Genomic DNA, 23264 nt, shown 5'->3' on the forward strand with positions numbered 1-23264 from the left:
AATGGACATTCTAAATGAAACTCCTATAAAGATGAGCTTTAATTCCTCAGGTACGCCCGTAGAACCTGAGTTAAGGCCCATATGGAGGATTTCTATACTTGCTATAATATTAAGTCAGCTTTGCCGAGGTTCAACGGCAAGTTTAAGGAAGTTGCAAGTTATTTATGCAATTGTATCTTCCTATGAAAAAAGGGAGGCATACATCCTTAAAAGATTCAATGCAGAAATAAATGTGAGATTTGATCCGTTGTTAGATCGGGCTATTTCAATAGGTATTGGGGAAGGTCTTTTCGAACTGAATTCATCTAAAAGTGTAACCCTTACAAAATTGGGGAAAGCTTTTTCATCAAAAATATATAAAGATTCTGATTTGTTTGTTGATGAAAAGAGATTTTTGGATGTCTTTAATAAGACCGAATTTTCTGATGAAAACATTGATTTGCTTTTGTATAAGGGATTGATATGAGTAAGCTCAAATTCAACCGTTTGGTTATAAGGACTGATACTACTTCAGGTTTATTTGGTGCTGATTTGAAGTTTTATTCAGGGCTGAATGTCATCAGTGCTGAGAACTCTTTTGGAAAGACAACATGCATTCAGTCGATAATATTTGCCTTAGGGCTTGAAGGGGTCCTTGGCCCATCAAGAAATAACCCTCTGAAGTCGGCTCTTACATCGAAGCTTAGAGATGTGAGTGGTGAAGAGGTGTTTGTTCAGAGAACGGGGGTATATTTAGAAATATCAAATCAGAATGAGGAAACTATCACGGTTCTTAGAAGGAGTGATACTGAGGCATCTAAGATTGTCACTGTTTTTAACTCTAGTTTTGACAGTATTCAAGAAGATAAATTTACTGATTTTTTTCTAAAAGATCCCGGTTCTGCACAGCGTGAAAGAGGCTTTCATCATTTTTTAGGTGAGTTTTTGGGAATAAAACAACCACAAGTAATGAGATATGATGGTTCGAAAAGTAGTATTTACCTAGAGTCAATTTTTACTATCAACTACGTAGAGCAAACCCGTGGTTGGGGGGGGATTCTCAATGTAATACCAACTTATTTAGGCATAAAGGATCTCTCACAAAACATTTTAGAATATACTCTTAATTTAGATGTTAGAGAAATAAGAAGAAAAAGAGAATCATATCTTGAACTAAAAAGGAGATATGAAGCAAAGTGGGTTTCGACTTTAGGTGAATTAATTTTAACTGCAAAAACTTATGGTTTTTTTGTTTCGGGCCGCCTGCCTGAGAATATTGGAAATAAAGTTGAAGTTGCACAGGATAGTGATTTATATACTTTCGATGATAATAAAATGGAAGTTTCTCTGCCTCATGATATTAAGTCTAAAGAGGAGGCCCTGATTTCATTACAAGCTAAGAGTTTTAATGATTTAGATAACGATAGTGAAAAAATAAGTGATTCATTAGATGCGGTTAAATTAGCTTTGGTAAATCATGAAAAGGCATTAGGAGTTTTGATTTCCGATCTGGAAATGAATTATGATTATTTCCAGTCAATATCAAAAAGTTTAAAAAATACAAAGGAAAGCCTTAGGAAGTACAGAGATGTTGAAAAGTTACAGCAGTTAGGCTCTCAAGAGGATTTTAAATTTACTGAAGATGATTGTCCAACTTGTGGGCAACCTTTGCAGGGTACCTTACTTCCTAATTCTATAGAAAGGCAGGCGCTTTCAATTGAGGAGAATATTAAGTACTTGGAGAAAACCCAAGCCGTATTTGAAAGCCTTTCTAAAAGCGAAAAGAAAAAAATAGAGGACAAAGAGGCACTGATAAAAATATCCAACTCCAGAGTAAGAGAGCTGCGTTCGGAACTGAGAGCAATCCAGCGTAGTTTAATTTCCCCTGGTGACGCTAATGTAAGAGAGCAGGTTCGGCAAGAAGTTGCATTAGAAAAAAATATTGAGGTGTTATCTTCATTGTTAGAATTTGAAAAGAATATTAAAACTACGCTTAGCGCTATATTGATTGAGTGGAGAGATGTTATCTCTAAGTTGAGTGATCTTCCATACGATAGTTTTTCTTATGAAGATAAAAGAAAGTTAAATAGATTAAAAAGTTGTTTTAAAGAAAATCTAAAAGATTTTGGTTATAAAAGCACAGAGATAGAAGAGTTCGAGCTATCAATGAATACATACAAGCCTTCATTGGATGGGGTTGATATAGGTTCTGAAGCCTCTGCCAGTGATAACATTAGGGTTATATGGTCTTATCTTTATTCTTTATTAATGCTTGATGCCGGACCCAATGGGGTGAGCACCAATCATCTCGGGGTTTTAATAATGGATGAGCCTCGGCAGCAGGAAACTAAAGATATAAGTTTCAAAACTTTTATCAATAAAGCTTCGGAAACTAAATCTTTTGATAAACAAATCATTTTTGGTACTAGTGAGAAATTTGAGGATCTGATCAAGATGATAGATGGAGTCAAAGTTAACATGCTCCACTTTGAAGAGAACATTATCAGAAGAGTTGAACTATAGGACTGTTTTATTATTGATGAATGAAAGTTAGTCTCGGAAAAAGGAATAGCTTCAGCATCAAACAAGGTTGCGCGCGCTCGTACCCCCGCCACGCCTGCCCGCTTTATGTAGCGTTTTTCATGCACCTGCATGAATGGTCCCGGACCGCGCCCCGTCTGGCCTGCGCGGAGATAATCAGGGTGCAGGGATTCATGCGTTTTCATGCAGCATAGACATGCACTCGAGCATGAGAGGGCCAGCCAGGGAAAAGGGGCACAAAAAAAACCGGCGCAGTGACCGGTTCAGAAGATGATTAAACGCTTTTCAGACGGGGGCCTGCTGACGCTTTGACAGTTTACTGGCGGAGCCGTAGCGGTTCAGTGTCTGTGCCTGCCGCTCCGCAATTTCCTGCTCCCCGGCGTTCTCCCTGTCTGTCACTTTCTGCGGCTTCATCATGATCCGCTCAACGCTCTCCAGCGCAATGAACGTGCAGGAGCATTCCAGATTCCTGCACTGATACCAGGTGCGCTTCACGGACGGGGCTTCATAGGCACTGGTGCGCGCGTGAGAGATGGAGCCGCATTCAGGACATTTCAGGGCCATTATGCGCCCTCCGTCAGTCTGCTGAGCCGCTGCTGAAAGCGCAGGTGCTGTGCGGGCGTATAGCTGCCCTGACCGTCGCGCAGCATGGACGTCTCCGGCGTCAGGCCGGTTTCGTTCAGCGCGTCGCGGTAAGCCTCTGCCACTACGGGGCGCGCCCGCTGTGCCTCACGGAGTACAGCGCTGCGCAGCAGCCGGGTGACCACCTCCGGCCCGCCGGGACCGTTCAGGAACGGAGCCAGTGCTGAGGTCAGCGCCGGGCCGTGTTCGGCCATGAAGGTACTGAGCGCGTCCTCCGTACAGGCTTCGAGCACCAGCCTCTGTGCATACACGCCCTCGCGGGCGGCGCAGTGAATCTGCCAGTCCAGCACCGCGATGCGCTCACGCAGCAGCGGCACCCGTTCACCGTAACCGGGTGTGTTCTCACCGGCGGCCAGCAGCGCACTGAGCGCCTGCTCCGCATCAGTGCGGGACGTCAGGTGCGTCTGCCACTGGCTCCGGGCGGCGCGGAACTGGTCCAGCGCCTGTGCAGGTGTGGTGGCAATGGTCACTGTGCATTCTCCTTCTTCGCCGTTTCACGGCGGCTCAGCAATTTAAGACGCGCTGCCGGTGACGGACCTTTACGGAAGTCGGAGTGTGCGGCGTCACCGGCAAAGATACCCGCCAGCTTAAACACCACGTCATCTTTCGGCAGCGCATCACCGGCCAGCACGGGCTGAGTGATTTGTCTGCTGATGAAGTCCTTCAGCACGGTTTCCGGGTCGTTGACGGAATGAACAACCCCGGAACCGCTACCGGCGCTGCGTCCAAGCGTGATTTTCAGCAGGCTCAGCGTCTGTATCAGCTGCCTGCCGTGCGTCCTCATGAAGTCCTGCCAGATATGCATGGCGCGGTGTTCTGTCAGACGGTCATGGGCGTTAATGTATGCGTGTGCCCGGTCTGCGGTTTTCCACGGCAGAAATTCGTTTTCGCTTTCATGCGCGGCCAGCAGGGCGTCAAATTCCTCCAGCGACTCGCGTTCGAGCGCTACCTCGGCGCGCAGCTTTTTCATTTCCGGCGTCATCACGCCGCCGTTTTCGCGGAACAGCCTGCGCCATTCGTCGTTCTGCGCGTTTGCGCTGGCTTCCGTCTCGCTGCGGCGCTGGCGGATGATTCCGGCCTGTGCGGCTGCTGACTCCTGTTTACGGCGCGCCTCAAGCCAGGCGGCTTTCGTGATGTTCACCTTTTCCAGCGCGGCCTGCGTGGCGGCGGGTAAGGCGTTGATGTTGTCTGCGGTGGTGTCGGTCATGACGGGCTCCTGTCAGGTCGGTTTCGGTAAGTCAATTGTGCCGGGGCTGGCACAGAAGCAGCCAGCGGCGGACGTTGTACGACGGACCAGACAAAAAGCCCTTCTTCTGGCGAGCCAGGGAAAGGTCTCACGAAAGCCGTTTCTCAGCTTTCAGTTTTATATACATCCTTCACCATTCTTCACCTTAAAGAAAAAGAGAGTAAATACAGTAAATTAAAGGGTGAACAGTTGAGAGAGAATCCTTCACCCGCTGTTCACCACTCTTCACCCCGGGATTTCTGAGCGGAACTCCACATAGAATAAATAAGAATTAAAATCATGATTTATGTAACCATCAGTTACTGGAAAAAACGTTCTCAGCACTATCTGGTACTGTTTGAGACTATTCTCGTACACCCATGATTTACAGGGTCTTTGTGACACTCACCAGACAATTTTATCCTGTTGTCACCGGCGGAAATATTCGCAGAATAAAGGGCTACCCGGTGCCGGACGTATCTGTCCGGTGCTTTACGGACACACTGAGAGGTAGCCCATGCACACCGCTTTATCCGCACCATCTTCCGCCCCGGCGGTCCCGGTAATGCCGGTACCTTCACCCATTCAGGAACGCTTTATGCGCCTGCCGGAGGTTATCCACGTCAGCGGCCTGTCCCGTTCGACCATCTACGACCTTATCAGCCGTGACGCCTTCCCGGCGCAGGTCTCTCTCGGCGGTAAAAACGTTGCGTGGCTTGCCAGCGAGGTGAACACCTGGATGAACGAACGTATCGCCGCACGCGGCCAGGAGCGTGCCGCATGATTATGCTGACCATTGGCGGTAACACTCATGAACTGTCCGTGGCGGACGCGAAGCAGCTGGCGCTGGCGATTGCCTCTGAAGTGGATAAGCCGGGACAGCCGCAGCGCTTTCGCGGCACCGGCATCGCCTTCAGCGTGCAGAGTGCCGACACCCCGTCTGTACTGTCAGGCACTGAGGTGTTTTCCGGTAACGGCATCACCCTCACCGACTGCTGAGGTGCTCCCCCGTGTGCTTTCTTCCTGCTTTCCCCGGCTTGCGCGCCGGGGGCTTTCCCTGGTACAGTAATTCCGCTGCCGTAAAACCGGCAGCCGGGATTGGCGTCCTGAGCAACTCAATGGCGACACCAGACGCGCCGTGCGTCTTTTTTTGTGTCTGTGCCCTGATGCACCCATTTTTCGGGCGGCGGTTCTGTATCCGCTGCGCCTTAAGAGTAATGGTGGCCCGGGCGGGGGCTTCTCACGAAGCGCCGGTATCCATTGAGGCCGGTTACGCCAACCCCGTTCGGGTCACCACCAGTGAAATTGGCGTTTCCGGTGGTGGCGATAACCGCTACTCAATGGAGACTGCCCTTATGGCTACCGTCCCTCATTCCCCGTACCCTGAGTTTGTCTTTGTGTTTGCCGCCGTGCGCCGCTGTGAGCGCCATTCCCGCATTCAGATGCTGCGCACCACTGCTGCCGATGAGCACGCCGCCCGCCGGATTCTGGCCCGCGATTACGTCCTGTCCTTTGCCTGCCGCCTGCCGGTTGCGGAGGTACGCGCATGAGCCACGCCTCGATTTCACACGCCGACATCATCCGCCTGGAGCACCTGCGTAACGCCGGGCGCTTTGTGTCCGACATGACCACCCTTCAGGAGTGCTGCGAGAAGCCGCAGCCGCTTCAGCGCGCGCAGCTCGCCTCGCTGGTCTTCCTGATGACGGAACAGCTCGACGCCGTGGTGGCCCGTTGCCACAACAGCTGGATGAATGAGGAGGTGACGCCATGAAACCACAGCGCCTTTCCCCCGACCTGCGCGCGGCACTGGCCCGCCGTGCGGTGGCCTGCGCCTGGCTTACCCTGTGCCATAAACAGCAGCGCTGGCCCGGCCTGACGCTCGCACGCCTTGAGCACGCGATTGAAAACGAGCTGGAGGGCTTCTACCTGCGCCAGCATGGCCGCGCACGCGGTCAGGAGATTGCCTGTGCGCTGCTGGATGATCTGCTGGCCGCCGGGCCGCTGAAGTCGGCCCCGTGCCTGAGCTTTCTCGGTCAGGTGGTGATGGACGAACTGAGCGGGCGCATTCACGACGCCCGCCCGCTGCACTGAGGGACGACACGATGAAAAGAACTGTATCCGATGCGGCCGCCGCCGCGCGGGGCCACTGGCCCCGCATCCTGCCCGCGCTGGGCCTGAAGGTGATAAAGAACCGCCATATGCCCTGCCCGGTGTGCGGCGGCTCTGACCGCTTCCGCTTTGATGATAAGGAAGGGCGAGGCACCTGGTACTGTAACCAGTGCGGTGCCGGTGACGGCATGGACCTGGTGAAAAAGGCGCTCAGTATTGACCTGACCGAAGCCGCCGCACGGGTGAATGACCTGACCGGCCACCTGCCGGTGACTGACACGATACCGGTCACAGAAGCCGCAGACGATGAGGCTGCCCGCACTGCCGCTGCCTTACTTGCAGGGCAGCTGGTCAGCAGCGCGCAGGAGGCCGCCGGTAACGCCTACCTGTCCCGCAAGGGCTGGCCTGAGCATGTATCCCTGATGCTGACACAGCCGCAGAAGGTGGCGATAACCCGTTACCTGCCCGGCGATTTGGTTGTGCCGCTGCACGACATGAGCGGCGACCTGGTCAACGTGCAGCTGATTAACGCCGCCGGTGAAAAACGCACCCTGAAGGGCGGGCAGGTAAAGGGCGCGTGTCACGTTTTCAGCAGCAAGAAATCAGCCAGGCGCATCTGGCTGGCAGAGGGGTACGCCACCGGCCTGACGGTGCACAACCTGACCGGGGATGAAGTGTGGATTGCCCTGTCGTCTGCCAATCTCCTTTCCCTGGCGGGCCTCGTCCGCGACAGACATCCGTCACTGCCGCTGGTGATTGCCGCCGACCGTGACCTGAACGGCGACGGTCAGCGCAAGGCGCAGCAGGCCGCCGCTGCCTGCAACGGCACGGTGGCCCTGCCGCCGGTGTTCGGTGACTGGAACGATGCGTTCATTCAGCACGGTGAGACCACCGTAAAACAGGCACTGACTGAAGCCGCCGCACCGCCTGAAGCCAGCCCGTTCGACACGATGAGCGAGGCGGAATTTTCGGCCATGAGCGCGAGCGAAAAGGCCGAGCGCGTGGCGGAGCACTACCGCAGCAATCTGGCCGTGGACGCCAGCGGGGAAATCCTCTGCCGCTATGAGGCCGGAGCGTGGAAGGTGATTTCCGGCAACCGTTTCGAACGTGACGTGGCTAAACTGTTTCAGCGCCTGCGCGCGCCGTTCTCGGCGGGTAAGGTGGCGGGCGTGGTGGACACGCTTAAACTCATGCTGCCGCAGCAGGATGCACCGCAGCGCCAGCTTATCGGCTTCCGTAACGGCGTGCTCGATACCCGCAGCGGCGCATTCAGCCCGCACCGCCGGGAGAACTGGCTGCGCACGGTCAGCGACGTGGACTACACCCGCCCGGTGACCGGAGAGACGCTTGAGAACCACGCGCCGCACTTCTGGCAGTGGCTGGACCGGGCCGCCGGTCGCAGCGCGGAGAAACGCGACATCATTCTGGCCGCGCTGTTCATGGTGCTGGCGAACCGCTACGACTGGCAGCTGTTTCTGGAGGTCACCGGCCCCGGCGGCAGCGGTAAAAGCATCATGGCGGAAATCGCCACCATGCTGGCCGGGCCGGATAACGCGGTGTCGGCCACCATCGAGACGCTGGAATCCTCACGCGAACGCGCGTCCGTTATTGGCTATTCGCTCATCCGCCTGCCCGACCAGGAGAAGTGGAGCGGCGACGGCGCGGGCATCAAGGCGATTACCGGCGGCGATGCGGTATCGGTGGACCCGAAGTATAAGGACGCCTACTCGACGCACATTCCGGCGGTGATTCTGGCGGTAAACAACAACCCGATGCGCTTCACCGACCGCAGCGGCGGTGTGTCCCGTCGCCGGGTGATACTGCACTTCCCGGAAATCATCCCGGCGAACGAGCGCGACCCGCAGCTGAAGGAAAAGATACAGGCCGAGCTGGCCGTTATCGTGCGCCAGCTGATGCAGCGTTTCAGCCAGCCGCAGGACGCCCGCGCGCTGCTTCAGTCGCAGCAGAACTCCGGGGAAGCCATGCGCATCAAGCGTGACGCCGACCCGATGGTGGACTTCTGCGGCTACCTGTTTGCGACGGCTGAGCCAAACGGCCTGCACATGGGAAATGCCAGCATCCGGCCCCTGCAACCCCGGCGCTACCTGTATCACGCCTATCTGGCCTATATGGAGGCCAACGGCTACCGCAACCCACTCAGCATGAAGTCATTCAGCCAGGCGCTGGAGAGTATCCTGCGCGAGTACGGGCTGAACTACCTGAAGCGCCGCACGAAGTCAGGCATTCAGACCAACCTCGACCTGACGGACGACAGCAACGCGGACTGGCTGCCGAAGTGTGACGAACCGGCAGCAGCCTGACCAACCTGAACCGGCGAAAGCCGGTTTTTTTACGCCCATGCTTCACCGCTGGTGAAGAATATCCGTCACCCTTCACACATTCATCACCAGCTAACAATCTGTTTAATATGGATAAAAGTGAAAGGTGAACAGTGTGAAGGATTATTTGATAAATCTTTTTTAATGCTTCGTTTTTTTATTCTGCGTATGTTTTGCTAGAGTCTTTCCAGGCATGAGATAAGGAACCGAAAATGGATACTTCCCTTTTAAACTCAGTAAACAGCCAGGGACGTGAGCAGTTTGAATCTGCCGTGAATGCGCTTCAGGGAGACATATCAGCAGCCGCTGCACGCCTGCTAATTGATCCACGTTTGCGTCTGGAGTATTCGAAACGCATTAAAGAGATGGCTGAAGATCTCCGCTCAAGAGCAAACATTGGTCTTATTAGCTGGGAACAGGCAGCGCAGCAGGCGCAGGAAACACGCAATCTGATCATGGATCTCGTCAGAACGCGTAGTACCCCGCTCGGGCGTGCCATGGCTCAGCAGATGAAGTCTTCGGGGAAAACGCTCAATGAATTAGTGGCTAAGAAAGCCATTTCCCTGTTCGGGCCACGTACTAATTTCAATACGCTTTCCCAGGCTCAGAAAAATCAGGTTTATGCCAGCATTGTTGAATCTGCGGGTAAATCAAATCCACAGGTTAATCTGAGAATGCTCAAGCTCTCCCGGATAGGGAAGGGGCTTGTGGTCCTTTCAATTGCCGTGTCCCTCTACGAAATTTATACCTCTGATAATAAGGTCGCAGAAACTGGACGCCAGCTGGCTATCAATGGTGCTGGTATTGCAGGCGGAGCCGCAGGGGGCATGGTGGCGGGGCTGGTGTGTGGTCCGGGAGCACCTGTTTGTGTTCTCATCGGCGGATTTATCGGTGGTGCACTTGCTGCATGGGAAATGGGATATTTTTGGAGGTAATCATGCAACAGCTCAGCACATTATCCCTGGTCGAACATTCCGGGCAAACCGAGTTTTCGCAGGCGCGTTCAGAGGTTTATTTTGACGGTAAACCATCCGGCATAGTGGTGCCCGGAAAGGTACTGGAAGCGGCTTTCAGAGTTGATGAGGATCGCTATTTGATCTTTACTACCGATGACGTTCTGTTCGAAGAGTCGCTGACAATTACCCTGATAAGCCGTGAGCAGGGTGTTATTGAGATTGCCCACCTTGGCGGAGAATACGCTTCGGGTACATTTGAAAATGCCTCTGTAGATAAAGAGAGTGTTCATTTTCAGTTTATCGATGATGTCAGATGGACCGTAACAATTTCCAGGTCACCCCATTTGCGCCTTCCTTTCCTGTCTGACCCGCGCGGCGTGAAACGTCCTTCTGGATTAAAAACCTATATGACTTTTTCGACAGGTTCAGTGTCGGAAAGTGTTAAATGAAAACGAGAATGCCAACATCGCTGGATGTTGGGTTCGGTGCCGTCATACGGAACCAAACTGGCTATTAGTTAGGGCGTCTATGAGGTAGGTTAAAAAGTAACTTTATCGAGTAGTCTCAGCCTTATATGCAAAATCATTTGGGGGCACAAAAAGGGGCATAATAATATTTGTTAATTTATTTTTTGTTTAAAATTAGCGAGTTAAATGTAGTTTCGAGTCCGGCCTTCGCACCATGATGAAGAAATTAAGTCGCTCAAGGGCGGCTTTTTTTGTGTCTCAAATCCATTCAACCGAATGTCATAGCATTCCCCCCAAACACCAACTAGCATTCCCACTATATCCCCTAAACCCACCACCCAGGCCACCCCATGCTAACTCGCTCTCTCACCCGTGACTGGCGCATCCCCATCGCAGCACTCCTCACCCTGACATTGCTGCTGATCGCCACCACGCTCTACACCCACTGGCCCGCATTCCTGCAATGGAGCCTCGCCACGCAAATCTCGCTGCACCGTAGGCTGGTGACGTACCTGCTGCAACTCAACAGCCACGATTACACCGGTGGGGTATGGCTGTTGGGCGGCGCATTTATTTACGGCGTGCTGCATGCTATCGGGCCGGGGCATGGCAAATTTATCGTCACCACCTATCTCAGCACTAACAAAGAAAGCCAGCTGGCGGCGCGCGTGGTGCCGTTTCTTGGCAGCCTGATGCAGGGCATCTGTGCCATTTTGTTTGTCTATATCCTGGCTGTCGGTTTTAACCTGGCGGCTGGCGATCTCAGTACCAGCCGTTGGTATGTGGAAAAAGTCAGCGCGCTGCTGATTGGCGCGTTTGGTGCGTTTGTTATCTGGCAGACGTTGTACCAGCAGCGACCACGAAAAATAGCCATCAGCAGGATCAAACCGCTGCATCAGCATCCGGAACAATGCGGCTGTGGGCATCACGGTGTTGGCGCGGATTTAACCCACGCAGACTGGAAAACCCGCCTCGGCGTGGTTCTGGCAATTGGCGCGCGGCCATGCAGCGGTGCGATTATGATTCTGCTGTTTTCCAATACGCTGGGGATTGTCAGTTGGGGGATCGCCGCTGTGATGACGATGTCATTGGGGACGGCACTGTCCATCCTGGGGTTGTCGCTGGCGGTGCGTTATGCGCGCCATCGTACCGTGACCTTCTTCAGTCGTGACAACGAAAACTATCGCTGGTTGATTCCGGCGGTACGGATCGCGGGCGGTGTGATTATCATCCTTTTTGCCACCGTGCTGTTTCTCACCGTTATCCCGGTCAGCGCCAACGGAGATTATATCGCCGCCGGGTGCTAGCCAAACTCAGCAAGATCCGTCAGGCCAAACGCGCTACCGCTCAGGCATAGTTAATGGCAAGGAGAATGCCATGCCCGTCAACAAAACTGAGGTTTACCACCAGCGCTTTAACAAGGTGTTTGATTATATCGATCAACACCTTGACGATCCGCTGCTGCTGGAACAACTGAGCGAAGTTGCCCATTTTTCGCCCTACCATTTCCACCGGCAATTTACCGGTTACTGCGGTGTAACGCCGGGGCGCTACATTCAGTTGATGCGTCTGAAACGTGCGTCATACCGGCTGGCATTCAATCCGTCCGAGAAGATTATCGATATTGCGCTGGATGCAGGCTTTCAGCATGCGGAGTCGTTAATTTTCCCGCCACCCAGGTGGCGATGTTGTCACATTACGGCCAGCCCGAACGCATTATGGAGACGGCGGCGCGTTTTATCACCTGGCGCAAAACCACCGGGTTATCACCGATTGTCAGCAGCCAGACATTTGGCATTGCCCACCATGACCCGGCCAGCACCCCCGCAGAGATATTCCGCTTTGATATCTGCGGCTCGATAACAGCCCCGATCCCGGAAGAAAATGCGTTTGGTGTGGTCAATGCGCTTATCCCCGCCGGCCGGTGTGCGCTGCTGCGTCATCATGGTTCGCACGATGCCATTGCCGCAAGCGCGCGCAGGCTTTATAGCGACTGGCTGCCAGCCAACGGTGAGGAGCTGCGAGATTTTCCACTGTTCTTTCATTATCAGAACTTTATTCACGATGTGCCGGAACACCAACTGATCACTGACATCTATCTGCCATTGAAATAGCAGAAACTCCCGACAGTGTTTGCTGGCGGGAGTTTCTCGACACAGCGCGCCCATATCGTGGCAGAATAGCCGCCCGACCCATCAGAATCGTGCAAGAGAGAGACGATATGCCAGATAATATCGAGCAGCGCATCTATGAACTTGTCCGTCGTTATGATGGCGTTTATCTGTTTAAGCAAAAAACGCTGTCGCCGCAGATTGATATCGATAGCGATCTCAATTTTGACGCCGATGAAGCGGCCGCGCTGATGGAGGAGTTTTTCTCCGAGTTCAACGTGGCGCGCGGCACCTTTTCTATCGCGGCCTACTATCCTCCTGAACCATCGCTGGGCGCGATCCTCAATCCTTTCAACAAACGCCAGGTGCCGGTGGTGCCGGATTTCACGTTGGGTATGTTGATTGAATCGGCTAAGGCCAGGCGCTGGTTGTATGAATAATTAGCGTTTCTGATGCACGCCAAAGCCGCTTTCCCCTGGCGCAATGTCCTCCCTGAGCGTCAGCGCCGGGATGACATAATCGCCACCATTTTGCCGCCGAAACGCAATCGGTTCGCAGGTCGCTAAGGTATCCAGTCGGGTAGCCAGCGTATCGCACCAGCTGGCGAAACGCGCGTCCGCCGCTTTCTGCACCTGATACAACACCACCGGTGGCAGCACGCTAAAGCCCGGATAGAACAACATGCCATGCTGGATGGGGAACAACAGATCGTCGATGGGACCATTGATGCCACGCGGGCTGTAATGTGATTCCCAGCCGCCAGTGGTGACCACCAGCATCGCCCGTTTACCCGCCAGGTTACCTTCACCGTAGCGTTCTCCCCAGCGGCTTTCGCTATGTTCACCCACGCCATAAGCGAAGCCACAGGCATAGACGCGGTCAAACCAGCCTTTCATGATGGCGGGCATGGAGAACCACCACAGTGGGAACTGGAAAATCACCGCATCGGCCCAGCGCAATTTTTCCTGTTCTGCGGTGATATCCGCCGCCTGTTGCTGATGTTCATAGGCGAACCGGGAATCCAGAGAAGCGTGAAAATACTCGCCCACCAGCGGAGCCTGCGTATCCGCAGCATCCAGTTGCGCTTTCCAGTTCATGGCATAGAGATCTGACACCTGCACCTGATGCCCGGCGTTTTTTAGCTGCTGCACACTGAAATCTTTTAACGATCCGTTCAGTGAATGGGCTTCCGGGTGAGCGAAGACAATCAATACATTCATGGTGTAATCCTGTGAGAACAAAGTGGATGCAGGCTACGTCATGGCTGGATATAGTAGAAATCAATTGCTGATATCTCAGGTATAGACACAGTGAATATCGGAGCGCTGGATTTAAATCTACTCCTCACACTCGATGTGCTGCTGGCCGAACTGAATGTGACGCGAGCGGCACAGCGCCTCAATCTGTCGCAACCCTCGGTGAGTGCGCAACTGGCGCGGCTGCGCAGCATCTTTAACGATCCCCTGTTGCTGCCTGGACCGCGTGGTATGTTGCCGACGTCACGGGCGGAAGCGCTGCGCGAGCCGCTACGGCTGGCGCTGGAGTCGCTGCAACGGGCGATTGCCCCTCCGCAGGCTTTTGAACCTGATAAGGCAAACCTGACCTGGCGTATCGCCGCCACCGATTACATGTCCTCGGCGATCATGCTGCCGGTGATCGGGACGTTGCGGGTCGCAGCACCGGATTGCCGTGTGGCGGTGTTTGGTCTTAATCCGCCGCTGGTGGCGCAGCAACTGGAGAAAGCCGAACTGGATTTGATTTTCCATACTGGCGATCGCGCGCCTGAGACGTTGCATCAGCGCAAATTGTTCAGTGAGCGTTACATGCTGGCCGGACGTATTGGTCATCCGCATTTATATCCGGGCCTGACGCTGGATACGTTCTGTCAGCTGGAACATCTCATCGTCTCGCCGGACGGTGGTGGATTCAGCGCCGCTACCGACAGCGCGCTGGCCAGGATCGGACGCGCGCGGCGCGTGGTGTTATCGGTGCCACATTTTCTTTTTATGCTGGAAGTGCTGGCGAGCAGCGACATGGTCGCGGTGCTGCCGGAGCGGCTGGTACGCCGCTCAACGCAATTGCAGGTTATCGAGCCGCCGCTTGATGTGCCGGGGTTTGATATTTTAATGATGTGGCACGAACGTATGCAGCGCGATCCGGCCCATCAGTGGTTAAGGCAACAGATTATGGCCGCAGTGTAACCTCGTACACTGGCGGGTTTTTGGCTGCCATTGCGCCTAATTTCTCGTCGGCAACCTGAAATCCGGGACAGCTCGCCCAAATGTTTTTGCTGCCAATGATATAGACGTGTTTTTGTGCGCGGGTCACCGCGACATTAAGCAGGTTAGGTTTGGCGGAAGCCCATTTAGCGGCTCCCCGGGTACGGGCATCCAGTCCCAGCACGATAATCACATTTTTCTCTTCTTTCCCCTGGAAGGTATGTACCGTTCCCACCCGGTCATCTAACCAGCGTTTAATCCCTTCTACGTGACCAAGTTCGGCACGGAGCAGAGATTTCAATTGGTTTTTAACCTGGCGGAAGGGCGAAATGACATACACATCCGGCAGATTGTCATGAGCGTCTAACCATGATGTCACCATTTGCAGCACCCGCTGTCCCTGGGCAGGCACATAGTGTTTTCCCTGAACCTCGCCGCCAATGTCCAGCCAGCGACTGGCTCCCCAAACGCTACTGTCCCTGGGCCAGCGTTGATCGCGGCCATGCAGCATTTTGTTGTTATACGCAATGGCATTCGCAATGCTAAACATCGGTTCATCGCAACGTCGATGGACACGTAACGGGCTGCCAAGCCAGTTATTCTTCGCGATTTGCGCAGTACCATAAGGGTTGACGCGGTCAGCCAGATTTTGCACCGATTGGGTGGTTGGCGACCATTCTAGCCATTCAGCGCCAAAGGCGCGTTCGGCGAGGGTTTCGACAAATGCCGGGGGGATAGTAAACACGGGCTCGATTTGCAGTGGATCGCCAACCACCACGGCCCGTCTGGCTCGCCACAGCGCACCAGCGGCCTGTTGTGGCGTTGCCTGTCCTGCTTCATCAATAAATAGCCAGCCAATCTCTGCGAAGCTGAAATGTTTAAACTGTCGATGGACCGAAGCAAAGGTAGATGACACCACCGGCACAATCATAAATAACAACTGCCAGAGCGCCAGGCTTGCTCGTCGATCGGTGATGCTGCCATTGATTGCATCACTTAACGAGAACAAAACCTCTTTTAAATTGCACTTACGGTAAGACGCTTTCAGCCAGGCCTGATGCAGGTCCAGTGCGCATGCCATCAGCTGACTGCGCGCGGCATTTAACACTGCACCCTGACCAAACGCGCTGCGCTGCACCTGTTCCGCTTCGATATCGGTATCCGCGCCAGCAAACATCACATCCGGGTACTGCCGCTGTAGCTCGTCGCAATGCTGCTGCGCGGCTTCCAGTTCTGCAAGCAGCTGTTTTGCCCGTTGTTCTTCAAGATTTAGCGTTGCCTGCGTGGCGACCAGACGACGATGTAATCCCGCACAAATGGCTTTTTCCCGACAAATTTTTTCAATACGTAATGTCCACCAGCCAGGAATACGTAAAGTGCGTTTAGCGATGACGGCCTGAAGTTGGTAAAGACGCAGGTTTAATTTTTCCCGCTTTCGCAGCTGTTGCTGGTGGGCGTTGCGCCGATCATTTTGTGTTTCAAGCAACTGAAGATCGCGCAAAATATCCTGATAGCGCTTTTCGGCTCGCTGAAAGGCGAGCTTCGCTTCTGCGAAGGTTGTTATATTGGCACCATTGATGGCAGAGAAAAGATTGCGATATTCATCTGCTGGCGCCGGGGCAATGGCGGATTTATGGCTCTGAGTAAAAGCCCGCTCCTTAAATTGTTCGCGATTTTTCTGTTTCCCCAACGCGACCGCGATAAGTCCCCAGCAATCTTCTTCCGCTGACAGCGGATCAATGGCAAATGTTTTGCCTTGTTGCTTTTCGCCTGGAGTGAGATGGCGCGAGGTTGCTGCAACTTTACGTGCTGAGGGTTTTAAATAATCAACCTCTTTCCAGTCATCGCCGAGACTTTTAATTTGTGGCAGCTCGCGTGAGATATTTTCTACCGCGGTATTGTTACTTGAAACCACCACCATCTCGAAGCCGGTAAGTTCATCACGCAGGCAGGGAATCATGCGGGTTTCATTATTTATCCTTAACGGGATGCTACAGGAAAAGGCATCTTCAACCTGGTGGAGATTCGCCAGCATGCCAGCGCGTTTCACCAGATTATTGGCAATCACATCACGTAATAAAGTGGTTTTCCCGGTGCCCGGCGGCCCATTAACGGAAAAAAGCCCGGTCTCCGTCAGTTCATCTGCAAGCGTATTAATGGCAAATTGCTGCATCAGACTCATATTGTGTTGAGCATCGGACAACCAGCGTCCGGGAGGCAGTTTATTTAACCGGAGATGATCAACCAGCAGCGATCGCCCTTCCGGTAACAGCAAATCCGCTTTTCGCTGGCGATCTCCCGTCAGATAGCGACCCAGAGGTGAGGCCGCATCCAGCCCATGCTGGCGGATATATGTCATCGCCTGCTCAATATCACGCAGATAAAAACTGTTCAGAATGCTGATGTCACCTGAGTGATCTGCTGCGGATAAGGCATGATGACTGCCAGTTATCAGGGCTTGTTGCGTTATTTGGCTCAGTTCTGGCAGGTGTCGGGGATCGATTGTTTCCCCAGGTTGTTGCTGATTCCTCACTTCTCTTAATTTAATAAATAATGCAGGAACCTGGATTTGCGGCTGGAAAGATGTCCACTCGGCCATTGCCTGCAAAAACTCGATAATTTCAAAGGTCGTCAGAACTTTAGGTAAGTTGTGTTGCTGCTTAATATTATTCGCAACGGTAATAATACTTTTAAAGCGGTCGTGAAGTTTTTTCGTGCTCAGTTCATAGTTTTCAAACCGCAGATTATCCAGGCTGCCTTTTTTTAATTGTCCTAATGCCCAGGTCACGGTGGAAAATTCAAAGCTATCGCTGTCTATAACGCCATGCGGATCAACCACACATTTTATTGAGCAAGTACGCCCGTCATCGCCAATCTTTTCAACATCAATATCGCTGATTGTCGGAAAGGATTGCTGTGCTTGTTGGAATATTTCCTGACGATCAAAAATACCGAAAAAAAGCTCATAGCGATATTTTTTAGTGGGAGAGTAGCGGTGGCCAGCCCGCCTCACTTGCTCAGGATTGATCCACGGGAGGATAGTCAGCGATTGCAGGGCTTCCATCTCAATTTGCAACACGCCATCGGCATTATCTTCAAGATCTTTAATATCTGTCGATTCGAAGAATTCAATTTTGTGCCAATACTCGAGAATATGAATGGCCTGGTGCGTTGCGGAATTTGAGTTATGGCTGTCCATGTTAAGTTGCAGTCCTTATGGAAAAGTACGCAGTTTTGGACATACTACTGCGTTGAATGATACTTGTTCAATGATTAGCAACGTTGCTTAATTTTCTGCGGATTTAGTCGGAAATTCGAAGACGTTCTCATGGCTATGATTGGAGCCATCTTATATCGCTAAAAATTCACTTCTCCCGGCCTGAAAAACTGCGCACACTATCCAGCTTTATCATTATGGAGAGATGGTATGACATCCCGAAACCTGCTGGCGATCGCGCTGTTTGCCAGCATGGCCACGCCGCTGTGGGCTGATGACAGCGGTATTTCCTTCAGCCATAAAGACTGGGAGCTGGCGTGTGATAACACCCTGACCTGTCGGGCGGCAGGCTACAGCACCGAAGAGGGCGCGGGTGGTTCGGTACTGCTGACACGCCAGGCCGGGGCAAATACCCCGGTAAGTGGCGAGGTAGTGCTGGCAGACGCAATGGAGGATGAGCCGAAACCCGTGGCGATGCTGTCGTTATGGATCGATGACAACTCACTGGGTGAGTTGCAGAAAGCCGATAACGACGAATGGCGTTTAACGGAGGCCCAGACACAGGCGGTGATCCGCGCAGTGAAAGGCAACGGGACGGTCGAGTTTCGTGGTGGTGAAGAACCGTTTGAACTGTCGGATAATGGCGCCTTTGCGACCTTGCTTAAAATGGATGATGCGCAGGGGCGTCCCGGCACGCCAGGGGCGCTGGTCAGAAAAGGCGATAAGCCGGAAAGCAGCGTATTGGTGGCGGTTGCTGCGCCAGTCATTCAGCAGGTTAAAGTGATGCAGGCCCAGCCGCGCGCGCTCACTGTCCAGGAGTTGTCATCGGTTAAACCGCAATTGATTGACTCGCTGACCGATGATGACAGCTGCGATAATTTGCAACCGTCCGATGACCAGCCAGAAGAGGGGGCTGAGCCAATCACCCTGACGCCAGTGGATAAAACGCATGTGCTGATCTCCGCACTGTGCTGGCGCGGTGCCTACAACGAAGGTTACGGTTTCTGGTTGATGGACAAGCGATTACAGCAAAAACCCGAACTGATTACCGATTCCGCCTCCGACTACCACGACGGCGTGATTTCGCTGGCGCAGAAAGGGCGGGGCATCGGTGATTGCTGGAGTACCGCCGCCTGGGTGTGGGATGGCAAAGACTTCCAGCAAACCAGCGAGGCCACCACGGGCATGTGTCGTGCTATCCGGGCGGGTGGGCCCTGGCAATTGCCCACGCTGGTGACCAATGTGAAGCCAGCGCGATGAGATGGTTTTGCGTAGCGGCGCGATTTATCACGTAATAACAGCACCGGGTTGCCTGATGCGCGATAAATCGCGCCGCTACGCCAGGTATTATTTCATGCAGCACTGCTTATATTTTTTGCCGCTGCCGCACGGACAGGGATCGTTACGTCCAATCTTTTCACCGGCAAAATAGGGCACCTGGGGGGCTGGCTCAGGCTGTGACAGGCGCTGCTCCTGCCAGTAATCATGTAGCTGCAAGGCCGCCGGGCGAATCGCTGCGATACTGGCTTCAAACTCTTCCGGGGTGAAGCCGTCCAGTTGGGCAAAATTTTCTTCACTGCCGTGTAAGGCAATGGCATCGAGTGCCGGTTGCTGGGCTTCCGGCAGGGCTGACCAGTCATCTTGTGCCACGCCGCGCATATAGCCAAAGCACCACTCTTCCACCACGGTAAACTCCTGACCTTCCATCTCACGAGTGCCGAACAGCGGATCAAACTGGTCCGGGAACTCGCTCAGGCGCTCGGCGATATCGTTCATATGCTGAAAAGTCAGGGTCATAAAGCGGTCCATTTCACGTTCGCTCGACCACTTCGGAATGTATTTCTGGCCTCCCCACATCGCCACCAGCCATTCGCTCGGTTCGATATCATTGGGGCCGGAAAGCAGCGCAGTCAGCATGCCATCCAGTTCAGCAACATCCACCACGGAGTGCTCAGTGCCGTATTTCTCCAGCATCTCTTCAAGCCAGTTCAGCTCTTTTTCGGTTAACGGGCCGTGGTTCATACGGTATCTCCTGCGATCGCTGCTCATTGACGGGCACGTTGCCCGACGTCGATAACGCGCGATTATAGCGGGAAGCGGAGGGATTCAGCCATCAATTGCCACTTTTCAGCTATCCATTGCTGAACCTTTCCTAAAAATCATTTCCCATAACATATTTCGCAACATTATTGGCTCTGATTCGCGACCAATGTCAGCGTAAACACTGAACTTGCTGCATTAAGGACGCAAATATCATGAGTGTTGGCACTTTGCCGGTACTGGACTTAGGACTGCTGGAGTTACCCGGCGCTGCGCAGGCAGAACATCTCACTGAGTTACGCGAAACGGCACGCGATGTCGGTTTCTTTTACCTGGTGAATCACGGCGTCAATGCGCAGCTGCTGCAAAATGTGCAGAGCATCACCCGCGCTTTCTTCGCCCTGCCAGAGGCGGAAAAACAACGCGTGTCGATGATCCATTCACCCCATTTTCGCGGTTACAACCGTGCCGGGGTGGAATATACCCGCGAGCAACGTGACCAGCGTGAACAGTTTGATATCGGTGCCGAGCGTGTCGCGTTAACGCTACAACCTGGCGATCCGGCATGGAAGCGATTGCAGGGACCCAATCTGTGGCCGGAGGCATTGCCGCAGTTGCGTCCGGTGATCCATGCATGGCAGCAGGAGATGACCGGTGTGGCGCTGCGTCTGCTGCGTGCATTTGCCCGCTCGCTGTCTCTGCCTGCTAATGCCTTTGATGCCCTCTACGGCACCCATCCAAACGAACATGTGAAGCTGATTCGCTACCCTGGCCAGGCGGCACATGAGAGCCAGCAGGGTGTCGGGGCGCATAAGGATTCCGGCTTTCTCACCTTTTTGTTGCAGGACGAACAGCGGGGATTGCAGGTAGAGGTCACGCCGGGCAATTGGGTTGATGCGTTACCGAAACCTGGCGCTTTCGTGGTGAATATTGGCGAACTGTTGGAGCTGGCGACCAATGGCTATTTACGTGCCACCGTGCATCGTGTGGTTTCGCCCCCGGCACGTAAAGAACGCATTTCCATCGCCTTTTTTCTTGGCGCGCAACTGGACGCACAGGTGCCGCTCTATCAATTGCCGGCATCACTGGCGGCCGAGGCGGCCGGGCCAACCAGCGATCCGGCAAATCCACTGATTCGTGACGTTGGCTGGAATTACCTGAAAGGACGTTTGCGTTCCCATCGTGACGTGGCTCTGCGTTATTACACCGATGCACTCAATACCGTTAAATCATAAGAAAAGGGAAACCGATGGACAAAAAAGTGATAGCAGCACTGGCTTTATTTTCTCTGGCGAGCAGTTACGCTTCCGCGGCCGCACTGCGTGTGGCTGCCGATCCGGTACCGCACAGCGAAATTCTCAATCAAATCAAGCAAACCGATAAAAAGCTCGATTTGCAGGTGATTGAACTGAACGGCAACCTGAATGCCAACGAGCTGCTGGCGCGGGGGGATGTTGATGCTAACTATTTCCAACATGTGCCGTACCTGCGTGACCAGGAAAAGGCGCTGGGCGAGAAGTTCGCCGTGGTGGCAACGGTCCATATCGAGCCATTAGGGATTTATTCGCACAAAATCAAATCCTTGAAAGATGTGCCTCAAGGGGCGCAGGTAGCGGTACCCAATAACGTGACCAATTTGAGTCGTGCGTTGTATCTGTTGCAGGCTAACGGGTTAATCAAACTGAAAAGTGGCAGTGCCGGTTCGTTGGTCACCACTGCGGATATCAGCGATAACCCGCATCAGTTGAAAATTATTGAAATCGAAGCACCGCAACTGCCTCGTGCGCTGGATGATGCCACGCTGGCGATTATTAACGGTAACTATGCGTTGCAGGCAGGTCTGGTACCGTCAAAGGATGCGCTGGGACTGGAGCAGGCGAAAGACAATCCGTATGCCAATGTGTTGGTTACAACACCGAAGCTGGCACACGACCCACGTATTCTGGAACTGGCGAAAGATCTTGAGTCAAAGCAAACTGCTGAATTTATTAACCAGCAGTACAAAGGTTCGGTGATCCCGGTGCACCAATAATTCCTGCCACCACCCGTATCTGACGGGTGGTGTTCCCCTCTATCTGTGTTATATTTCGCCGGATATTTCACGGGCTGTTTTGTTCTAATTTATTGATTTAACTTAAATCAGCTGTGGTTCCTTTCTGACATCCGGGGTTTTGTGATGCAACATGGCATCGTCACCTGTTGCTTGCGTCTGTTAACGGTGGCAACGGCGGTTTTTTTGCTCAGTAGCTGTGGCACGCTCTCGCAGACATCGGCCCCGGTCAGTGACAATATTTACCTTTCGCATGCGTCATTCGAGGATAATGTCGATGACATGGTGCGGCATTACATGCAGCAAAAGCAGGTCTCCGGGATCAGCATCGCCATTATTCATCAGCGTGGTGAACCCCAGTTTTACAGCTATGGCGTCACTGATGCTGTGCATCGTTATCCCATCACACCGGATACCTTGTTTGCCCTGGGATCGCTGAGCAAAGGGATCACCGCAGAGGTGATTATCCAGTTAGTCAATCGTGGCGAGTTGCACTGGACGGATACCTTGGCGACGTTGCTGCCCACGGCTGTGCCACTCAGCGCTGATGCCAGGCGCATAACCTTGCTACAACTGGTGACGCACACCTCAGGCCTGCCACGTCAGGACATGGATTTGTCGATGTTTATCAAATTCATGCGCTACCTCTCCAGCGGCGAGAATTTTTACGGCAATTTAGATAGCGATGAGGTGCTGGACTATCTGGCGGATTTCCGTGCACCAGACAATCCACAGGCACAATATTCCAACCTGGGTTACGCCCTGCTTGGCTATATCCTGCAATATCACTTTCATCAGAGCATCGAAGTCCTGGCCCAACATCATTTATTTATTCCACTGGGCATGACCAGCACCAGCTTTGCTGCCTCTCATCTACGCCATTTCCCTTACCGTGCGCTGGGCCATGCTGGCGATCAGCCAAAGTTGATTCCGCGAGGTCAGCTGACGCCAGACTGGCAATTTCGTCACAACATGGTGGCTGCGGCGAGCCTGTACAGCAACGCGCGGGATCTCATTCGCTATCTCGGTGCGCATCTCAGCGCCACGCCTGATGAGGCCATTAATCAGGCCTTTTCCCAGGTCGGGCAGGGCTATCAGCAGCACGGAAATCAGTCACAAAATATTGCCTGGGTTACCGACAGCTACGGCGATCAGCGCATTACCTGGCAGGTAGGCTATATTGGCGGTTACTCCAGCTTTATCGGGTTTGATCAGGTCAACGGCAATGCCATCGTGGTGCTGCAAAATGCGTTTAACTGGAGTAATTACCTTGGCATTGCGTTATTGAGGGATTTGGTGCGGCAGTAACACGGTTGCTTGCAATTAAGCCTTGCAGAATTGCGTGGCGGCTGTTGTATGCTGTCCGGCG

At 53.2% G+C, this 23264-nt stretch carries 24 protein-coding genes and 1 pseudogene; 18 read left to right on the forward strand and 7 right to left on the reverse strand.

Features of this window, described 5'->3' with window-relative positions:
* The first annotated feature begins 1 nt into the window (after window position 1).
* Both AC6I8N_RS03060 and AC6I8N_RS03065 read left to right on the forward strand, forming a co-directional pair.
* Complete coding sequence (locus AC6I8N_RS03060; protein WP_497830009.1) at window positions 2–466, forward strand: hypothetical protein; 465 nt, start codon at window positions 2–4, stop codon at window positions 464–466.
* The gene (locus AC6I8N_RS03065) at window positions 463–2502 is read left to right on the forward strand and encodes an ATP-binding protein (RefSeq protein ID WP_497830010.1); all 2040 of its coding nucleotides are present in this window, start codon (window positions 463–465) and stop codon (window positions 2500–2502) included. The genes AC6I8N_RS03060 and AC6I8N_RS03065 overlap by 4 nt, the downstream gene beginning before the upstream one ends.
* 303 nt (window positions 2503–2805) lie before the next feature.
* Here the strand turns inward: AC6I8N_RS03065 and AC6I8N_RS03070 are convergent, their stop codons facing one another.
* Genes AC6I8N_RS03070 through AC6I8N_RS03080 form a run of 3 tightly spaced genes read right to left on the reverse strand, consistent with a single transcriptional unit; the run spans window position 2806 to window position 4369 of the window.
* Window positions 2806–3084, reverse strand: a complete 279-nt coding sequence (locus AC6I8N_RS03070) for an ogr/Delta-like zinc finger family protein (RefSeq protein ID WP_497830011.1) — start codon at window positions 3082–3084, stop codon at window positions 2806–2808.
* Window positions 3084–3632, reverse strand: coding sequence for a phage polarity suppression protein (locus AC6I8N_RS03075; protein WP_497830012.1), 549 nt, complete (start codon window positions 3630–3632; stop codon window positions 3084–3086). Before AC6I8N_RS03075 ends, AC6I8N_RS03070 begins: the two co-directional genes overlap by 1 nt.
* Window positions 3629–4369 carry a phage polarity suppression protein gene (locus AC6I8N_RS03080; RefSeq protein WP_497830013.1) on the reverse strand — a complete coding sequence of 247 codons (741 nt, stop codon included), beginning with the start codon at window positions 4367–4369 and terminating at the stop codon, window positions 3629–3631. The genes AC6I8N_RS03075 and AC6I8N_RS03080 overlap by 4 nt, the downstream gene beginning before the upstream one ends.
* 583 nt (window positions 4370–4952) lie before the next feature.
* Between AC6I8N_RS03080 and AC6I8N_RS03085 the strand changes: the two genes are divergently transcribed.
* From AC6I8N_RS03085 to AC6I8N_RS03125, 9 genes are all read left to right on the forward strand, one after another.
* Window positions 4953–5171, forward strand: a complete 219-nt coding sequence (locus tag AC6I8N_RS03085) for a helix-turn-helix transcriptional regulator (protein ID WP_497830659.1) — start codon at window positions 4953–4955, stop codon at window positions 5169–5171.
* Window positions 5168–5386, forward strand: a complete 219-nt coding sequence (locus AC6I8N_RS03090; protein WP_497830014.1) for a hypothetical protein — start codon at window positions 5168–5170, stop codon at window positions 5384–5386. The genes AC6I8N_RS03085 and AC6I8N_RS03090 overlap by 4 nt, the downstream gene beginning before the upstream one ends.
* A gap of 11 nt (window positions 5387–5397) precedes the next feature.
* Window positions 5398–5937 (forward strand): host cell division inhibitor Icd-like protein, encoded by a 540-nt coding sequence (locus AC6I8N_RS03095; RefSeq protein WP_497830015.1) that lies wholly within the window; start codon window positions 5398–5400, stop codon window positions 5935–5937.
* Window positions 5934–6158 carry a hypothetical protein gene (locus tag AC6I8N_RS03100; protein WP_497830016.1) on the forward strand — a complete coding sequence of 75 codons (225 nt, stop codon included), beginning with the start codon at window positions 5934–5936 and terminating at the stop codon, window positions 6156–6158. Before AC6I8N_RS03095 ends, AC6I8N_RS03100 begins: the two co-directional genes overlap by 4 nt.
* Window positions 6155–6478 (forward strand): DUF5375 family protein, encoded by a 324-nt coding sequence (locus tag AC6I8N_RS03105; protein ID WP_497830017.1) that lies wholly within the window; start codon window positions 6155–6157, stop codon window positions 6476–6478. Before AC6I8N_RS03100 ends, AC6I8N_RS03105 begins: the two co-directional genes overlap by 4 nt.
* 11 nt (window positions 6479–6489) lie before the next feature.
* Window positions 6490–8817 (forward strand): phage/plasmid primase, P4 family, encoded by a 2328-nt coding sequence (locus AC6I8N_RS03110; RefSeq protein ID WP_497830018.1) that lies wholly within the window; start codon window positions 6490–6492, stop codon window positions 8815–8817.
* 230 nt (window positions 8818–9047) lie between these two features.
* A complete protein-coding gene (locus tag AC6I8N_RS03115; protein WP_208724724.1) occupies window positions 9048–9770 on the forward strand; it encodes a hypothetical protein in 723 nt (240 codons plus the stop codon).
* Window positions 9771–9772: 2 nt separating this feature from the next.
* Window positions 9773–10240, forward strand: coding sequence for a hypothetical protein (locus tag AC6I8N_RS03120; protein ID WP_497830019.1), 468 nt, complete (start codon window positions 9773–9775; stop codon window positions 10238–10240).
* A 368-nt stretch (window positions 10241–10608) separates the two neighbouring features.
* A complete protein-coding gene (locus tag AC6I8N_RS03125) occupies window positions 10609–11565 on the forward strand; it encodes a nickel/cobalt transporter (protein WP_497830020.1) in 957 nt (318 codons plus the stop codon).
* Between the two features lie 40 nt (window positions 11566–11605).
* Here AC6I8N_RS03125 and AC6I8N_RS03130 read toward each other — a convergent pair whose 3' ends face one another.
* Window positions 11606–11749: a hypothetical protein gene (locus AC6I8N_RS03130; RefSeq protein ID WP_497830721.1), complete on the reverse strand. Its 144-nt coding sequence runs from the start codon at window positions 11747–11749 to the stop codon at window positions 11606–11608.
* On the opposite strand from AC6I8N_RS03130, the pseudogene AC6I8N_RS03135 reads away from it, so the two are divergent.
* Window positions 11681–12372, forward strand: a pseudogene (locus tag AC6I8N_RS03135) (AraC family transcriptional regulator). The gene AC6I8N_RS03130 and the pseudogene AC6I8N_RS03135 overlap by 69 nt on opposite strands.
* Before the next feature lie 107 nt (window positions 12373–12479).
* Window positions 12480–12809: a DUF1493 family protein gene (locus AC6I8N_RS03140; RefSeq protein ID WP_497830021.1), complete on the forward strand. Its 330-nt coding sequence runs from the start codon at window positions 12480–12482 to the stop codon at window positions 12807–12809.
* Here AC6I8N_RS03140 and AC6I8N_RS03145 read toward each other — a convergent pair whose 3' ends face one another.
* A complete protein-coding gene (locus AC6I8N_RS03145) occupies window positions 12810–13589 on the reverse strand; it encodes an NAD(P)H-dependent oxidoreductase (RefSeq protein ID WP_415173071.1) in 780 nt (259 codons plus the stop codon).
* A gap of 90 nt (window positions 13590–13679) precedes the next feature.
* Between AC6I8N_RS03145 and AC6I8N_RS03150 the strand changes: the two genes are divergently transcribed.
* Complete coding sequence (locus AC6I8N_RS03150; protein ID WP_497830022.1) at window positions 13680–14570, forward strand: LysR family transcriptional regulator; 891 nt, start codon at window positions 13680–13682, stop codon at window positions 14568–14570.
* Here AC6I8N_RS03150 and AC6I8N_RS03155 read toward each other — a convergent pair.
* Window positions 14554–17787: a DEAD/DEAH box helicase gene (locus tag AC6I8N_RS03155; protein ID WP_497830023.1), complete on the reverse strand. Its 3234-nt coding sequence runs from the start codon at window positions 17785–17787 to the stop codon at window positions 14554–14556. The two genes, AC6I8N_RS03150 and AC6I8N_RS03155, sit on opposite strands and share 17 nt — an antisense overlap.
* Window positions 17788–18015: 228 nt before the next feature.
* On the opposite strand from AC6I8N_RS03155, the gene AC6I8N_RS03160 reads away from it, so the two are divergent.
* Entirely contained in the window at window positions 18016–19065 is a 1050-nt protein-coding gene (locus AC6I8N_RS03160; RefSeq protein WP_497830024.1) for a DUF1176 domain-containing protein, read from the forward strand.
* Between the two features lie 87 nt (window positions 19066–19152).
* On the opposite strand, the gene AC6I8N_RS03165 is transcribed toward AC6I8N_RS03160, so the two are convergent.
* On the reverse strand, window positions 19153–19827 hold the full coding sequence (locus AC6I8N_RS03165) for a YecA/YgfB family protein (RefSeq protein WP_415173075.1): 675 nt from the start codon (window positions 19825–19827) through the stop codon (window positions 19153–19155).
* Between the two features lie 233 nt (window positions 19828–20060).
* Here AC6I8N_RS03165 and AC6I8N_RS03170 point away from each other — a divergent pair, with 233 nt between their 5' ends.
* The 3 genes from AC6I8N_RS03170 (at window position 20061) to AC6I8N_RS03180 (ending at window position 23203) form a co-directional block, all read left to right on the forward strand.
* Window positions 20061–21080 carry an isopenicillin N synthase family dioxygenase gene (locus tag AC6I8N_RS03170; RefSeq protein WP_208724734.1) on the forward strand — a complete coding sequence of 340 codons (1020 nt, stop codon included), beginning with the start codon at window positions 20061–20063 and terminating at the stop codon, window positions 21078–21080.
* Window positions 21081–21094: 14 nt separating this feature from the next.
* Entirely contained in the window at window positions 21095–21877 is a 783-nt protein-coding gene (locus AC6I8N_RS03175) for a MetQ/NlpA family ABC transporter substrate-binding protein (protein ID WP_021185790.1), read from the forward strand.
* 144 nt (window positions 21878–22021) lie between these two features.
* Entirely contained in the window at window positions 22022–23203 is a 1182-nt protein-coding gene (locus AC6I8N_RS03180; RefSeq protein ID WP_497830025.1) for a serine hydrolase domain-containing protein, read from the forward strand.
* The last annotated feature ends 61 nt before the right edge of the window (window positions 23204–23264 follow it).

Source organism: Pantoea sp. X-Soil-TKNS-1279 (genome assembly GCF_059730565.1).

Coding starts and splice junctions, on each gene's coding strand:
- AC6I8N_RS03180 (WP_497830025.1), top strand. CDS start 22,022: ATGCAACATGGCATCGTCACCTGTTGCTTGCGTCTGTTAACGGTGGCA.
- AC6I8N_RS03140 (WP_497830021.1), top strand. CDS start 12,480: ATGCCAGATAATATCGAGCAGCGCATCTATGAACTTGTCCGTCGTTAT.
- AC6I8N_RS03110 (WP_497830018.1), top strand. CDS start 6,490: ATGAAAAGAACTGTATCCGATGCGGCCGCCGCCGCGCGGGGCCACTGG.
- AC6I8N_RS03085 (WP_497830659.1), top strand. CDS start 4,953: ATGCCGGTACCTTCACCCATTCAGGAACGCTTTATGCGCCTGCCGGAG.
- AC6I8N_RS03120 (WP_497830019.1), top strand. CDS start 9,773: ATGCAACAGCTCAGCACATTATCCCTGGTCGAACATTCCGGGCAAACC.
- AC6I8N_RS03070 (WP_497830011.1), bottom strand. CDS start 3,084: ATGGCCCTGAAATGTCCTGAATGCGGCTCCATCTCTCACGCGCGCACC.
- AC6I8N_RS03145 (WP_415173071.1), bottom strand. CDS start 13,589: ATGAATGTATTGATTGTCTTCGCTCACCCGGAAGCCCATTCACTGAAC.
- AC6I8N_RS03090 (WP_497830014.1), top strand. CDS start 5,168: ATGATTATGCTGACCATTGGCGGTAACACTCATGAACTGTCCGTGGCG.
- AC6I8N_RS03105 (WP_497830017.1), top strand. CDS start 6,155: ATGAAACCACAGCGCCTTTCCCCCGACCTGCGCGCGGCACTGGCCCGC.
- AC6I8N_RS03060 (WP_497830009.1), top strand. CDS start 2: ATGGACATTCTAAATGAAACTCCTATAAAGATGAGCTTTAATTCCTCA.
- AC6I8N_RS03170 (WP_208724734.1), top strand. CDS start 20,061: ATGAGTGTTGGCACTTTGCCGGTACTGGACTTAGGACTGCTGGAGTTA.
- AC6I8N_RS03065 (WP_497830010.1), top strand. CDS start 463: ATGAGTAAGCTCAAATTCAACCGTTTGGTTATAAGGACTGATACTACT.
- AC6I8N_RS03175 (WP_021185790.1), top strand. CDS start 21,095: ATGGACAAAAAAGTGATAGCAGCACTGGCTTTATTTTCTCTGGCGAGC.
- AC6I8N_RS03125 (WP_497830020.1), top strand. CDS start 10,609: ATGCTAACTCGCTCTCTCACCCGTGACTGGCGCATCCCCATCGCAGCA.
- AC6I8N_RS03100 (WP_497830016.1), top strand. CDS start 5,934: ATGAGCCACGCCTCGATTTCACACGCCGACATCATCCGCCTGGAGCAC.
- AC6I8N_RS03080 (WP_497830013.1), bottom strand. CDS start 4,369: ATGACCGACACCACCGCAGACAACATCAACGCCTTACCCGCCGCCACG.
- AC6I8N_RS03160 (WP_497830024.1), top strand. CDS start 18,016: ATGACATCCCGAAACCTGCTGGCGATCGCGCTGTTTGCCAGCATGGCC.
- AC6I8N_RS03155 (WP_497830023.1), bottom strand. CDS start 17,787: ATGGACAGCCATAACTCAAATTCCGCAACGCACCAGGCCATTCATATT.
- AC6I8N_RS03165 (WP_415173075.1), bottom strand. CDS start 19,827: ATGAACCACGGCCCGTTAACCGAAAAAGAGCTGAACTGGCTTGAAGAG.
- AC6I8N_RS03130 (WP_497830721.1), bottom strand. CDS start 11,749: ATGGGCAACTTCGCTCAGTTGTTCCAGCAGCAGCGGATCGTCAAGGTG.
- AC6I8N_RS03115 (WP_208724724.1), top strand. CDS start 9,048: ATGGATACTTCCCTTTTAAACTCAGTAAACAGCCAGGGACGTGAGCAG.